The sequence below is a fragment of the Bradyrhizobium sp. CCGUVB4N genome (assembly GCF_024199945.1).
Lineage (GTDB): Bacteria > Pseudomonadota > Alphaproteobacteria > Rhizobiales > Xanthobacteraceae > Bradyrhizobium.
The window spans coordinates 5795718-5808917 of sequence record NZ_JANADP010000001.1 but is presented as its reverse complement, the minus strand read 5'-3'; the positions used below and the strand labels follow the sequence as shown (position 1 = coordinate 5808917).

Genomic DNA, 13200 nt, shown 5'->3' with positions numbered 1-13200 from the left:
AGTCCGCAGAGCGCGCGGAATGTGCTGCCCAATTTCTCCAAGAAGCCCGCCAAGGGACACCAGCAAACCAGTGGAGGAATTTTGAGATGACCGCGATCCAAGACATGAGTCAGTCCAGGAAGGCCGCCGCGAGCGGCTGGATCGGGTCGGCTCTCGAATATTATGACTTCTTCATCTACGCGACCGCCGCGTCGCTGGTCTTCCCGCAAGTCTTCTTCCCGTCGGAAAATCCCACCGTCGCGATCGTCGCTTCGCTTGCGACCTATGGCGTCGGCTATGTGGCTCGCCCGATCGGTGCCTTCGTCCTCGGACATTGGGGCGACACCCATGGCCGCAAAACGGTTCTCATCGTCTGCATGTTCCTGATGGGCATCTCGACCATGGCCGTGGGTATCCTGCCGACCTATCAGCAGGTCGGCATCCTGGCGCCGATCCTGCTCGTCGTCCTGCGCCTGATCCAGGGATTTGCCGTGGCCGGTGAAATCTCCGGCGCAAGCTCGATGATCCTGGAGCACGCGCCGTTCGGCCGGCGCGGCTTCTATGCGAGCTTCGCCCTTCAGGGCGTGCAGGCCGGACAGATCCTCGCAGCCGCCGTCTTCCTGCCGCTGGCGGCCTACATGCCGAACGACGCCTTCAACAGCTGGGGCTGGCGGATTCCGTTCCTGCTGAGCTTCTTCGTCATCGTCGCCGGCTACATCATCCGTCGCGAAGTCGACGAGACCCCTGCCTTTGCCCGCGAGGGCGAGCGCGGAGAAACGCCGCGGGCGCCCATTGTTCAGGCCATCAAGCTGAGCTGGCGCGACATGCTCAGGGTCATCTGCATGGCGCTGATGAACGTCATTCCGGTCGTGGCGACCATCTTCGGCGCGGCCTATGCGGTGCAGCCGGCCTACGGCATCGGTTTTGCCAAGGACGTCTATCTCTGGATCCCGGTGCTCGGAAACATGCTGGCCGTGTTCGTCATTCCCTTCGTCGGCAATCTCTCCGACAAGGTCGGCCGCAAGCCGCCGATCATCGTGGGCGCGCTGCTCTCCGGTCTGCTCGCCTTCGGCTATCTCTATGCCATCAGCATCAAGAACGTGCCGCTCGCGATCCTGCTGTCGCTGTTGATGTGGGGCGTGGTCTATCAGGGCTACAACGCGATCTTCCCGAGCTTCTACCCGGAACTGTTTCCGACCCGCACCCGTGTGTCGGCGATGGCGATCTCGCAGAACATCGGAACGACGATCACGGCATTGCTTCCGGCCCTGTTTGCGACCGTGGCGCCTCCCGGCTCGGCCAACATTCCGTTGACGGTCGGGGCGATCGCCTTCGGCATCACGGTCATCGCGGCGCTGGCGGCCGTCTCGGCCCGGGAAACCTACCGGATCAGCATCGACGATCTCGGCAATCCCAAGGCCGTCCCGATGCCGCGGGCCGACTATGAGCGGCAGCGTGCAGGAGCCGCGAGCGGTGCGACCGCAGTCCACACCTGATAAACGGCTGAAGGCAATGCCGCTGCAATCGATCGTGTTTGCAGCGGCAGGGCATTTTATGACTACATATTCGAACTTTGTGCGCGCGAGCGCGATCATCATGAGGTCAAGGGATGAACCCCGTCGTCGTTGCTGTCGCCATCACCGGCTCCGTTCCGCGCAAGAAGGACAATCCGGCGGTGCCCATCCTGCCGTCCGAACAGATTGAGTCGACGCAGCAAGCCTTCGAAGCCGGCGCCACGCTTGCCCATATCCACGTCCGCAACGACGATGAGACGCCGTCGTCCGACCCGGAGCGTTTTGCCCTGGTGCAGCAGGGGATCAGGAAACATTGTCCCGGGATGATCGTGCAGTTCTCGACCGGCGGGCGCGGCCGCGATCCCTCGGCGCGGGGATCATCGCTCTATCTCAAGCCCGACATGGCCTCGCTCTCGACGGGATCGGTGAACTTTCCGACGATTGTCTACGAGAACAGCGCGGCCCTGGTCGACACGCTCGCGACCGGGATGAAGACGAATGGCATCCGCCCGGAAATCGAGATCTTCGATCTGTCGCATCTGCATGGCGCGCGCCGCCTGATCGAGGCGGGGCTGATGGATGCGCGTCCGCACGTGCAATTCGTCATGGGCGTCAAGAATGCGATGCCGGCCGACGAACATGTCCTCGACATCCTACTGGCTGAGCTCAGGCGGCTGATCCCGCAGGCGACCTGGACTGCGGCGGGGATTGGACGCCATCAGGCGGAGGTCATGGACTGGGCGCTCAAGCGAGGCGCCGACGCGGTTCGCACCGGGCTCGAGGACAATGTCAGGATCGACAAGACGCGGCTCGCGGCGAGCAACGCGGAGCTCGTGACCATCGCCGCCGAGGCCGTCACACGCCATGGCCGGCGCGTTGCAACCGCGGCCGAGGCGCGGTCCCTGCTCGGGCTCGCAGGATAGGGCTACTGCCTGCTCCTGACATGCTTCTGGCTGCCTTCTGCCATTCGGAACCGACATTCCCGTGAGCTGAGTCTCCGGGTAAGACAGGCCTACAGGCGTGATCGGCGCCTGCCGGGCAGGCGACGAGTGGAATGCGGTTCTTGAAATCTGACAGCAGGCTCATCGGGGTCCTGCTGGTGCTGGCAATTACCCAACTCATCGGATGGGGGACGATCGGCCTTCCGGCCGTGGTCGGCCGCGACCTCGGAGCCGATCTCGGGCTGAGCTTGCCGGCGGTGTTTGCGGGCAGCTCAGTGCTTTATGTCACCATGGGCCTGTGCGCGCCCTGGCTTGCCAAGGCCTTTGCGCGGCACGGTGCCCGCAAGGTGATGATGGTGGGCACTGTTGTCTCCGTGCCGGGCTACATCGTTCTGTGTTTCGCGCGCGACCCGGTGCTCTATTTCGCCGGCTGGGTCATTCTCGGCATGGGCGGCAGCGCCACGCTGTCGACCGGCGCCTATATCATGCTGAACGAGGTCGCCGGACGGGGCGCCAAGAATGCCATCGGCGGGCTGATGCTGGTGACGGGACTCTCCAGCAGCATCTTCTGGCCGACCACGTCGTTTCTCAGTGGTTGGCTCGGTTGGCGCGGGACCTGTCTCGTCTACGCGGCGATGCTGCTCGCCATCAACCTTCCGCTCTATGCGTTTATCGCGCCACGCCGGAAAATTGCGGCGGATGATGGCGGCGAGGCAGCCCAGGCTGAGCCGCCCCCTGCGATTCCGAGAAGCACTTTCGGTCTGGTCGTCTGCGTGATCACGATGAACGCCTTCGTCAATTTCGGCATCGGCGCCATCCTGATCGAGCTGTTGCGGGCGGAGGGCCTTGCGCCGGCGCAGGCGCTTGCATTCGGCTCGATGCTGGGCGTGATCCAGGTCAGCGCCCGCGGCCTCGATTTTCTCGGCGGTGGCCGGTGGGACGGCATCACCACTGGGCTCGTCGCCGGCACGGCGTTGCCGGTCGCCATGGTGCTGCTGATGCTGAGCGAGGGCGCGACCTGGGCGGTCGCGACCTTCATCCTCCTCTATGGCGCCGGCAGCGGCGCGATGGCGGTGGCGCGGGCGACGATCCCGCTCGTGTTCTACGACCAGGCCGAGTTCGCGAAGGCAATGTCGATGATCGCACTGCCGCTCAATCTGGCGTCCGCGATCTCGCCGCCGCTTCTGGCCGGCCTGCTCACCCAGTTCGGCAGCCGCGGCGCGCTTGGGCTCACTTTGGCCTTTTCCTGTGCGACCGTGCTGATCCTGATCCTGCTGGGCCGGCGTCGTCCGCATCTGGCCGCGGCACCCGCGACCGGGTAATTCGCAACGCGGAATTCGCCGCCGCAGCCTACCGCTGCTGCGGGGCGGGGGATGGCCGTATGCCCGGCGCGCAGTGCTCGGGACCGCAAAATGGTGTATCCGCAGGAAGCGCGGTCCGCGACATCGCCGCCGCGCCAAGATCCAGTTCCCCGGAGGAAATCGACATGTCGGCCCTGCCGCTCTCAGGCATCAAGATCCTTGATCTCACGCGTGTGCTCGCCGGGCCCTTGTCGGCCCAGATGCTGGGCGATCTCGGTGCGGAGGTGATCAAGATCGAGCGGCCCGGCACCGGCGACGACGCGCGCGCCTTCGGCCCGCCTTACCTGACCGATCCCGAGGGCAAGGCCAACAACAACAATTCGTTCTATCTCTGCGCCAACCGCAACAAGAAGTCGGTCACGGTCAACATCGCCAAGCCCGAGGGGCAGGCGATCATCCGCGAGCTCGCGAAGGACGCCGACGTCTTCATGGAGAACTACAAGGTCGGCGATCTCAAGCGCTACGGCCTCGACTACGAGACGATCAAGGCGATCAATCCGAAGATCATCTATTGCTCCGTGACTGGTTTCGGCCAGACTGGCCCCTACGCGCCGCGCGCCGGGTATGACGCCATCCTGCAGGCGATGGGCGGCTTGATGAGCGTCACCGGTCATATCGACGGCGAGCCGGGCGAGGGCCCGATGAAGGTCGGCCCGTCGATCGTCGACTACATGACCGGCATGAACACCTCGATCGGACTGCTGTCGGCGCTCTACCATCGCGACGTCAATGGCGGGCAGGGTCAGCACATCGACGTCTGCCTGTTCGACACCGTCATCGCCTCGCTGTCGCACTGGCTCCAGATCTATCTCGTCAACGGCAAGATGCCGCCGCGCCGCGGCACCTGGGGCAATGGCGGCATGCCGGCCGGCGTGTTCCGCTGCACCGACGGCGAGCTGATGCTGGTGGTCGGCAATGACGGCCAGTTCCGGAAGACCTGCGCCGTGCTCGGCGAGCCGGAGCTTGCGAGCGATCCGCGCTTCGTCAAGAACAACGACCGTGTCGTGCACGGCAAGGAGATCATGGCGATCTTCGCCGGCCTGTTCCTGAAGAAGCCGGTGGCCTATTGGCTGGACAAGCTGGAGGAGGCCGGCGTGCCGTCGGGTCCGATCAACAATTTCGAGCAGGTGTTTTCCGATCCGCACGTGCAGTCGCGCGGCATGCGGGTGAAGGTCGACCATCCCTTCGAGCCGAACCTGTCGCTGATCCGCAACGCGCTGACCTTCTCGGAAACCCCGGTCGAGACCTACCGCGCCCCGCCGCTGCTCGGCGAGCACACCCAGGAGATCCTCGGCGGCAAGCTCGGCTATGATGCCGGGAAGATCGAGGAGCTGAAGCAGCAGGGGATCATCTAGCGCCTTACGAAGCGGCGCGCGCTCTTACCCTCTCCCCTTGCGGGAGAGGGTGGATCGCCGCAAGGCGGCGAGACGGGTGAGGGGTATCTATCCTCACGATCGATCTGCGAGCGGATAGATACCCCTCATCCGGCGCTTCGCGCCACCTTCTCCCGCAAGGGGAGAAGGAAAGAGGCCGCGATCGGATTGAGACAGACGGGCAGAGGCAACATCGCATGAGCACCGGCAAGACCATCATCACCTGCGCGATCACCGGCAACCTGACAAAGCCCGAGCAGTCGCCGTATCTGCCGATCACGCCCGAGCAGATCGCGACCTCGGCGCTGGAGGCCGCCGAAGCCGGTGCTGCGATCGCCCACATCCATGTGCGCGATCCCGCCACGGGGCGGCCGTCGATGTCGGTCGACCTCTACCGCGACGTCGTGGAGCGCATCCGCGCCCGCAACAAGAGCCTCGTCATCAATCTCACGACCGGGCCCGGCGGGCGCTTCGTGCCCTCGGTCGAGGATCCCCGCATCGCCGGCCCCGGCACGACGCTGCTGCAACCCGAGAAGCGCGTCGAGCATATCGAGCTCTTGAAGCCCGACATCTGCACGCTCGACCTCAACACCATGAATTCCGGCGGCGAGGTCGTGATCAACACGCCGCGCAATGTCCGCATCATGGCAGAGCGGATGAAGGCGGCCGGCGTGCTGCCGGAGATCGAGCTGTTCGATTCCGGCGACTGCCATCTGGCGCGCGACATGCTCGCCGACGGCTCACTGAAGGGGCCGGGCCTGTTCTCGCTCGTGCTTGGCGTCAAGTACGGCTTCTCCGCGACGCCGGAGACGATGTTCTATGCCCGCAGCCTGCTGCCGCCGGGCGCGATCTGGTCCGGCTTCGGCATCGGCCGCGCCGAGTTCCCGATGGTGGCGCAGGCCTATTTGCTCGGCGGCCATGTCCGCGTCGGTATGGAGGACAATCTCTATATGTCCAAGGGCGTGCTGGCGAAGACCAACGCGGAGCTGGTTGCGCTTGCGGCGGACATTCTGAAGAGCCTTGGCGCCGGTGTTGCGAGTGCGCAGGAGGCGCGCGCGATGCTCGGGCTGGCGTAGAAGCCACGCCGTCGTCGCTCGGTTGTTGACGAAAGCATGACGATCTCGCGGCCTTGTGCGGGGCTTGCGCGCAATCCCCAGATAAACCCGGTCCGTAGTACATCCGGCTTCCGCTTCGCGCGCGACTCAGATTCGATCTCTCCCACTGGGATTGGGAGACAAGTGCATGTCCTATACGATCGGGTTCCAAGCGAAAGACCAGAAGGCAATTCTGGCGACCGAGGCGGCGACGGCCAACCAGGCTGTCGCGATCATTGCCGCGCTGCGGCAAAGTGCCGAGGAAATAAAGTTCATCCGCTCGCCGCAGGAAGGCGACATGGGCATCGAGATGCTGCTGCTGCTCGCCAAGGAAGAGGCCGAAGAGATGCCGCAGCGGGCCTAGAGCATGATCCGGAAAAGTGTGCCGCGGTTTTCCGGCAAGATCATGCTCAAATAAAAGCCCCGCGGGAGCGAACACACTTCGATCAGAAGCGAAACATGCCGGCTGCAAAATAATGTAGTCAGGCGTCAGTCTCGCTCGAACCGAAGGTGGCCCATGAAACGCGAAGCGCTCCGCGTCGAACCGATCTCGTCCTTTCTCGATCGCGTGAAGGCGCCGACCTCGCCGGTGACGCGGGCCGGCAACATGATCTTCGTCGCCGGCCTGCCGCCGTTCGACCCCGAGACGGGTGCGATCGGCGGGATGGGAATCGAGCGGCAGAGCGAAATCATCATGGAGCAGATGAAGCTATGCCTCGAGACGGCCGGCGCCTCGCTCGACAACGTCATGAAGTGCAACGTCTACGGCACTTCGGCCAAACACTTCGCCACGTTCAACGCGATCTATGCGCGCTACTTCCCGGTCGATCCGCCGGCGCGGATCTTCGTCGTCACGCCGGAATGGTTCGGCCCCTTCGACGTCGAGATCGACTGCATCGCAATGATGTGAGGCGCTAGCGGTTACTTTACCTCGCCCCGCTTGCGGGGAGAGGTCGGAATGCGCGCGTCGCGCGGATTCCGGGTGAGGGGGTACAGGTCCCTCGACGATCTCACGTGCGGAGAGAGGCCCCTCACCCCAACCCTCTCCCCGTAAGAACGGGGCGAGGGAGCGGACCGTCGGCGCGGCGACGGTCTTGCGCTAGCGCGCAGCGACCTTTGACGGCGCCCTGGCTTCGGCCTTGCCCGCTGTCAGCGCCATCGTCGCGACGCTGACGACGCGCGCGACCACGTCCTCGACGTCGTCGAGATCGCATTTTCCTTCCGACAGCTTGGTCAGGCGCTCGCTCTCGCGGATGGTGTGGTGCGCCATCGCCAGCGCGAAATTCAGGCCCCAATAGATATCGACATCGCTGCGGTCGGGCAGGGACCGTCGCATCGCGCCTGCGAATTTCCGCAAGTGGTCGATCTCGCGGTTCTTGATGCGACGGATCGGCGGCACGGATTCGATCGAGGCGCGGATCATGAAGCGCGCCGCGGTGGAGCGCTGGTTTTCCGGGCCCAGGCAGCCGCGCAAGGTGGGGCCGACCAGTGCGCGCAAGATCACCTCGATCGGTGCGCGGCCGCCGCCTTGCTCTTCGGCGGCCCTTAACTCGCGCAGGCGTTCGCGATTGGTCGCGATCGAGCGCGTGACAAATAATTCCGCGATTAGCTCGTCCTTCGAGCCGAAATGATAGTTCACGGCAGCCAGATTGACATTGGCCTCCGCGACGATGTCGCGGAGCGTGACGTCGCCAAAGCCGCGATCGGCATAGAGCCGTTCGGCGGCGGCGAGAATGGCAGACCTCGTATGATCGCTGGCCATGGATGCCCCCTGAGGGAGGGAGTTGCAATTCAAACACTTGTATGAAACTATCGTTTGAAGGCCGGAGAAAGTCAATCCGCATGATGGAATTGCGCCGCTGTTGAGAGCGGCGCGAGTTCCGCGCAGCCGCGATCCGCCGAATGGCGCTTGCGGGCCGCGCATTGCGGGAGGACAGTCCGGCGCAAAACAGGCTTTCAAAGCGAGACCGAGGAGCGTCCCATGGATTTCGATCTGTCCCCCAAGCAGAAGGAATGGCTCGACCGCGTGCAGTCCTTCATGGCCAAGCACGTGCGCCCGGCGGTGCCGATCTACAATGAGCAGGACCACAGCGGCGAGCGCTGGAAGGTGATCCCGGTCCTCGAAGACCTCAAGAAGAAGGCGAAGGCGGAAGGCCTCTGGAACATGTTCATGCCGCCGAGCGAGCATGAGGATGACGAATTCCGCGGCGCGGGATTGACCAATCTCGAATACGCGCTGCTCTCGGAAGAGATGGGCCGCATCACCTGGGCCTCGGAAGTGTTCAACTGCTCCGCGCCCGACACCGGCAACATGGAAGTGTTCATTCGCTACGGCTCCAAGGAGCAGAAGCGCAAATGGCTGCGTCCGCTGATGGACGGCGAGATCCGCTCCGCCTTCCTGATGACGGAGCCGGCGGTGGCCTCGTCGGATGCCACCAACATCGAGACTCGCATCGAGAAGGACGGCGATCATTACGTCATCAACGGCCGCAAATGGTGGTCGTCGGGCGTCGGCGATCCCCGCTGCAAGATCGCGATCCTGATGGGCAAGACCGATTTCAACGCCGCAAAACATCAGCAGCAGTCGCAGATCCTGGTTCCGCTCGATACCCCCGGCATCAAGGTCGAGAAGATGCTCCCCGTGTTCGGCTTCGACGACGCGCCACACGGCCATGCCCAGGTGCTGCTCGAGAACGTGCGTGTTCCCAAGGAGAACATCCTGCTCGGCGAAGGCCGCGGTTTCGAGATCGCGCAGGGCCGCCTTGGTCCCGGCCGTATTCATCACTGCATGCGCACTATCGGCAAGGCCGAGGAGGCGCTGGAGAAGATGGTGAAGCGGCTGACCTCGCGCACCGCCTTCGGCAAGAAGATCGTCGAGCACTCGGTGTGGGAGCAGCGCATCGGCGATGCCCGCACCAACATCGAGATGACGCGTCTGCTCTGCCTCAAGGCCGCCGACATGATGGACAAGGTTGGCAACAAGACCGCGCAGGCCGAGATCGCCATGATCAAGGTCGCAGCCCCCAACATGGCGCTGAAGATCATCGACGAGGCGATCCAGTCGTTTGGTGGCGCGGGCGTCTCCGACGAAGCCGGTCTTGCCAAGGACTACGCGCACATCCGTACGCTCCGTCTCGCCGACGGTCCGGACGAGGTGCACAATCGCGCCATTGCACGGCTCGAAGTTCGGAAGTATGCCAACTCTCCCAAGCATTAAGCGGGGGAGCCCAGCGGCGCTCCTGACTTGAAGAAACGACAGGACGTGATTGGGTAACCGCTTGACGCAAGTGCGTCAGCGGTTACCGATTAGGATCACGTTCGGACTGAAGAGGGAGCGTCACCGTGGCTGACGGCGTCAGGAAAGACGAAGAGTTCTCGGGCACCAAGCCGGTCGAGGAGCGTCATCGCTTCGACGAGATGCGGCTCGAAGCCTGGATGCGCGACAACGTCGAAGGCTATGAGGGCCCGCTGGTCGTCCTGCAGTTCAAGGGCGGCCAGTCCAATCCGACCTACCGGCTAAACACGCCGAAGCGCTCCTACGTGATGCGCCGCAAGCCGTTCGGCAAATTGCTGCCCTCGGCGCATGCGGTCGATCGCGAATATCGCGTCATCGCAGCCCTCGGAAAGCAGGGTTTTCCGGTCGCGCACGCCTATGCGCTGTGCCAGGACGACAGCATCATCGGCGCCGCCTTCTACATCATGTCGATGGAAGACGGTCGCGTGTTCTGGGATCCGACGCTGCCGAGCCAGGACAACGATGCGCGCCGCAAGATCTTCACCAGCAAAATCGAGACGCTGGCAAAGCTCCACATGTACGATCCCGTTGCGATCGGCCTCGGCGACTTCGGCAAGCCCGGCAATTACTTTGCCCGGCAGATCGACCGCTGGACCAAGCAGTATCGCGCGTCCGAGACGCAGCACATTCCGGAATTCGAAAAGGTGGCGGAATGGCTGCCCAAGACCGTGCCGGAGCAGGCGCGCGTCTCGATCGTCCACGGCGACTACCGCCTCGACAACATGATTTTCCACGCGACGGAACCTCGCGTGCAGGCCGTGCTGGATTGGGAGCTGTCGACGCTCGGCGATCCCATGGCAGACTTCACCTATCTGCTGATGCAGTGGATCATGCCGGGCCTCGACGGTGCCGACCTCAAGGCACTCAACATCCCGAGCGTGGAGGAGGCCGCGCAGATCTATTGCAACGTCACCAAGATGACGGTGCCGGATCTCAACTGGTACTTCGCCTACAACCTGTTCCGCCTCGCCGGCATCACGCAGGGCATCGCCGGCCGCGTCCGCGACGGCACCGCCGCCAACGCCAAGGCGCTGGAGTCCGCCAAGCGCACCGTGCCGCTGTCGAAGGCGTCATGGGAATACGCCCAGAAGGCGGGCGCGGTGTAGAAACAACGAAGGCGCGACTCATGGCCGCGCCTTTTGTTTTGGCACGCCGCGCTTCGCTCCTGCAATGACGAGGAAGAGCGCGTGTGCCTTGTCCACGCACCATGCTTGACCATATCTCCGCTGCAAGGAGACGGTCATGATCCAGCAACTGCGCATCTACGAAATCTTCGAAAAGAACAAGACTGCCTTTCACGCACGGTTCCGCGACCACGCCGCGCGCATCATGCGGACCAGATATGGCTTCCAGATCGTGGCGATGTGGGAGACGAAATTCGGCGAGCGTACCGAGTTCGCCTACATTCTGGAGTGGCCGGATGAGGCCGCGAAGACATCCGCGTGGGCGGCCTTCATGGCAGACACCGAGTGGAGCGAGATCAAGCGTGTGACCCACGCGGAGCACGGCCTGATGGTCGGCCAGATCGAGGATCGCCTGCTGGTGCCGGTGGACTATTCGCCGTCGCAGTTTCGTAGGGCGGATTAGCGCAGCGTAATCCGCCATTCACACGACGCGAGGCAGATGGCGGATTACGCTGCGCTGGTCCGCCCCCTACGCTCTTACCCCTTCGCGCAATGCGCGATCAGCTTCTCCACGAACCCCGCACACTTCTCCAGCTCCGCCATCGCCACGAACTCATCCGGCGTATGCGCCTGCGCGATCGAGCCGGGGCCTATCACCACTGACGGGATGTCGGCCATGCTGGCAAACAGGCTCGCCTCGGTGCCGAAGGCGACCTTGGCGTGATCGTTGCGGCCGGCGAGCTGCTTCGCCAGCGTGACGATCGCTGCGTCGGCCTTGGTGTCGAGCGCGGGATAGTCGAGTATCTCCTCGAAATCAATGCCGCACTCGGGATGCTGCTTCTTCATCGCGGGCTCGAGCTCGGCCTTGGCCCAGGCGACGATCGCATCCGTCACCTCTTTGGACTCGGTGATGCCGATGCCGCGGCATTCGAAGTCGACGGTGCAGGTGTCGGGCACGATGTTCAGCGCCGCGCCGCCGTGCACGATGCTGGTCAACAGCGTCGAGTGCGGGACATCGTAGAGACTGTTGCGCTCGACCTCGGCCGCGAGCTTCACCGCGCGGCGGCGGATCTCGGTGATCATCTCGGCGGCATATTCGATGGCGTTGACACCGTCGGGCGCGATTGAGGAATGGCGGGCAAGTCCGTGGAACGTCGCGCGCACGCCGTGCTTGCCCTTGTGGCCGATGATGACCTTCATCTCGGTCGGCTCGCCGATGAATGCGCCGAGCGGTCGAACTTTCTTCTTCGCGACCTCGGCCAGCATCGGCCGCACACCGATGCAGCCGATCTCCTCGTCATAGGAGATGGCGAGATGAATCGGCGTCGTCAGCTTCGCTTCCAGCATCTCCGGCACCATGGCGAGGCACACCGCCACAAAACCCTTCATGTCGGTGGTGCCGCGGCCGAACAGCTTGCCGTCGCGCTCGACCAGCTTGAACGGATCGTGGCTCCAGTCCTGGCCGACGACCGGCACGACGTCGGTATGTCCCGATAGCACGAGACCGGGCTTGTCCTCCGGGCCGATCGTGACCCAGAGCGAAGCCTTCTGTCCGGTCTCGTCGGTGATGCGCTCGCCCTTGACGCCCAGGAAGGCGAGATAGCTCTCGATATGCGCGATCAGGGGCAAGTTGGTGCGATCGCTGATGGTGTCGAAGCCGACCAGGTCGGCGAGGAGGTTGCGGATGCGATCGGCTCTGGAACTTGGGAAAATCGGGTTGGGCATTGTCTCGTTCATGAGATGGAGGATGGCATCGCCGCTTGCACGAAACATACCAATGGAGTGGCGGGTTCGGGCAAACCCGATCGCGAAGGCTGCTTTCGCCGAGACTCAGCCGAGTGCGGAGAGATCCTTCGGCAGCATTCGCTTGAACAGGTCGAGCGTACGCCGCGCCTCGGCCGGCGGCAAGGCGATGGCGTGACGAACCGCAGCGGCAATCTGGACCATCGCCAGTTGCGAAAAGGAGGTGAGGGCGGCGGCGGGCTGTTTCGGCGCGACACGCTTGAGTGCCTCGCGTAACAGACCGGCCAGGAAAGCCACGTCCTCCCTGTCGATCTCTTGCAGCGTTCGGTCGCCTTGCGTCGCTTGCCAGATGTGATGCATCACCGGGTGATCGCGGAACATCTGGTAGTAGCCGTCGGTGATGCGGCACAGCGCGGCGTGCAGGTCCGACAGCTTCTTCATCTCGGCGAGATCGCGCGCCACGCACTCGCGGCCGATGGCGTTGCAACGCTCGGCGAGCGTCCCGATCACGGCATTCTTGTCCGGAAAATATTGGTAGAGCGAGCCGAAGGCGATGCCGGTGCGCTCGACGATGTCGCTCATCCGGAAGGCGTCGCTGCCCTTTTCCGTCAATATCTCGCTCGCGGCGGTCAGGATGCGATCGAACCGCTCCCGGCTACGTTCCTGCGTCGGAACCAGCGGCGTGCGCCGTCCGGCCGCCTGCGTCGCTTTGCCCGCCCTGATCTTCCGTTCCGGCATCGTTGTTCCCACCATCCGCGCTTGACGTCAGAAATAAG

The 13200-nt window shown here is 63.9% G+C and carries 13 protein-coding genes; 10 read left to right on the top strand and 3 right to left on the bottom strand.

The window, feature by feature from the left end:
- Positions 1-86 precede the first annotated feature (86 nt).
- The 7 genes from NLM31_RS26965 to NLM31_RS26935 all read left to right on the top strand — a co-directional run bounded on the left by NLM31_RS26965 (position 87) and on the right by NLM31_RS26935 (position 7172).
- Positions 87-1475, top strand: a complete 1389-nt coding sequence (locus NLM31_RS26965) for an MFS transporter (RefSeq protein WP_254194210.1) — start codon at positions 87-89, stop codon at positions 1473-1475.
- Between the two features lie 113 nt (positions 1476-1588).
- Complete coding sequence (locus NLM31_RS26960) at positions 1589-2416, top strand: 3-keto-5-aminohexanoate cleavage protein (protein WP_254194209.1); 828 nt, start codon at positions 1589-1591, stop codon at positions 2414-2416.
- A gap of 131 nt (positions 2417-2547) precedes the next feature.
- Positions 2548-3756, top strand: a complete 1209-nt coding sequence (locus NLM31_RS26955) for an MFS transporter (RefSeq protein ID WP_254132207.1) — start codon at positions 2548-2550, stop codon at positions 3754-3756.
- 164 nt (positions 3757-3920) lie between these two features.
- On the top strand, positions 3921-5150 hold the full coding sequence (locus NLM31_RS26950) for a CaiB/BaiF CoA-transferase family protein (RefSeq protein ID WP_254132206.1): 1230 nt from the start codon (positions 3921-3923) through the stop codon (positions 5148-5150).
- Between the two features lie 215 nt (positions 5151-5365).
- Positions 5366-6244 (top strand): 3-keto-5-aminohexanoate cleavage protein, encoded by an 879-nt coding sequence (locus NLM31_RS26945; protein ID WP_254194208.1) that lies wholly within the window; start codon positions 5366-5368, stop codon positions 6242-6244.
- Positions 6245-6410: 166 nt separating this feature from the next.
- Complete coding sequence (locus tag NLM31_RS26940; RefSeq protein ID WP_148778652.1) at positions 6411-6626, top strand: hypothetical protein; 216 nt, start codon at positions 6411-6413, stop codon at positions 6624-6626.
- A 153-nt stretch (positions 6627-6779) separates the two neighbouring features.
- Positions 6780-7172 carry a RidA family protein gene (locus tag NLM31_RS26935; protein WP_254194207.1) on the top strand — a complete coding sequence of 131 codons (393 nt, stop codon included), beginning with the start codon at positions 6780-6782 and terminating at the stop codon, positions 7170-7172.
- 189 nt (positions 7173-7361) lie between these two features.
- On the opposite strand, the gene NLM31_RS26930 is transcribed toward NLM31_RS26935, so the two are convergent.
- Complete coding sequence (locus NLM31_RS26930) at positions 7362-8024, bottom strand: TetR/AcrR family transcriptional regulator (protein WP_254194206.1); 663 nt, start codon at positions 8022-8024, stop codon at positions 7362-7364.
- 219 nt (positions 8025-8243) lie between these two features.
- Here NLM31_RS26930 and NLM31_RS26925 point away from each other — a divergent pair, with 219 nt between their 5' ends.
- From NLM31_RS26925 to NLM31_RS26915, 3 genes are all read left to right on the top strand, one after another.
- Positions 8244-9479, top strand: a complete 1236-nt coding sequence (locus NLM31_RS26925; protein ID WP_254132202.1) for an acyl-CoA dehydrogenase family protein — start codon at positions 8244-8246, stop codon at positions 9477-9479.
- Between the two features lie 125 nt (positions 9480-9604).
- Positions 9605-10663, top strand: a complete 1059-nt coding sequence (locus tag NLM31_RS26920) for a phosphotransferase (protein WP_254194205.1) — start codon at positions 9605-9607, stop codon at positions 10661-10663.
- 136 nt (positions 10664-10799) lie between these two features.
- Positions 10800-11144 (top strand): NIPSNAP family protein, encoded by a 345-nt coding sequence (locus NLM31_RS26915; protein WP_254132200.1) that lies wholly within the window; start codon positions 10800-10802, stop codon positions 11142-11144.
- A 74-nt stretch (positions 11145-11218) separates the two neighbouring features.
- Here NLM31_RS26915 and argE read toward each other — a convergent pair whose 3' ends face one another.
- A complete protein-coding gene (gene argE / locus NLM31_RS26910) occupies positions 11219-12406 on the bottom strand; it encodes an acetylornithine deacetylase (protein WP_254194204.1) in 1188 nt (395 codons plus the stop codon).
- Positions 12407-12511: 105 nt separating this feature from the next.
- The gene (locus NLM31_RS26905; RefSeq protein ID WP_254194203.1) at positions 12512-13162 is read right to left on the bottom strand and encodes a TetR family transcriptional regulator; all 651 of its coding nucleotides are present in this window, start codon (positions 13160-13162) and stop codon (positions 12512-12514) included.
- Between the last annotated feature and the right edge of the window lie 38 nt (positions 13163-13200).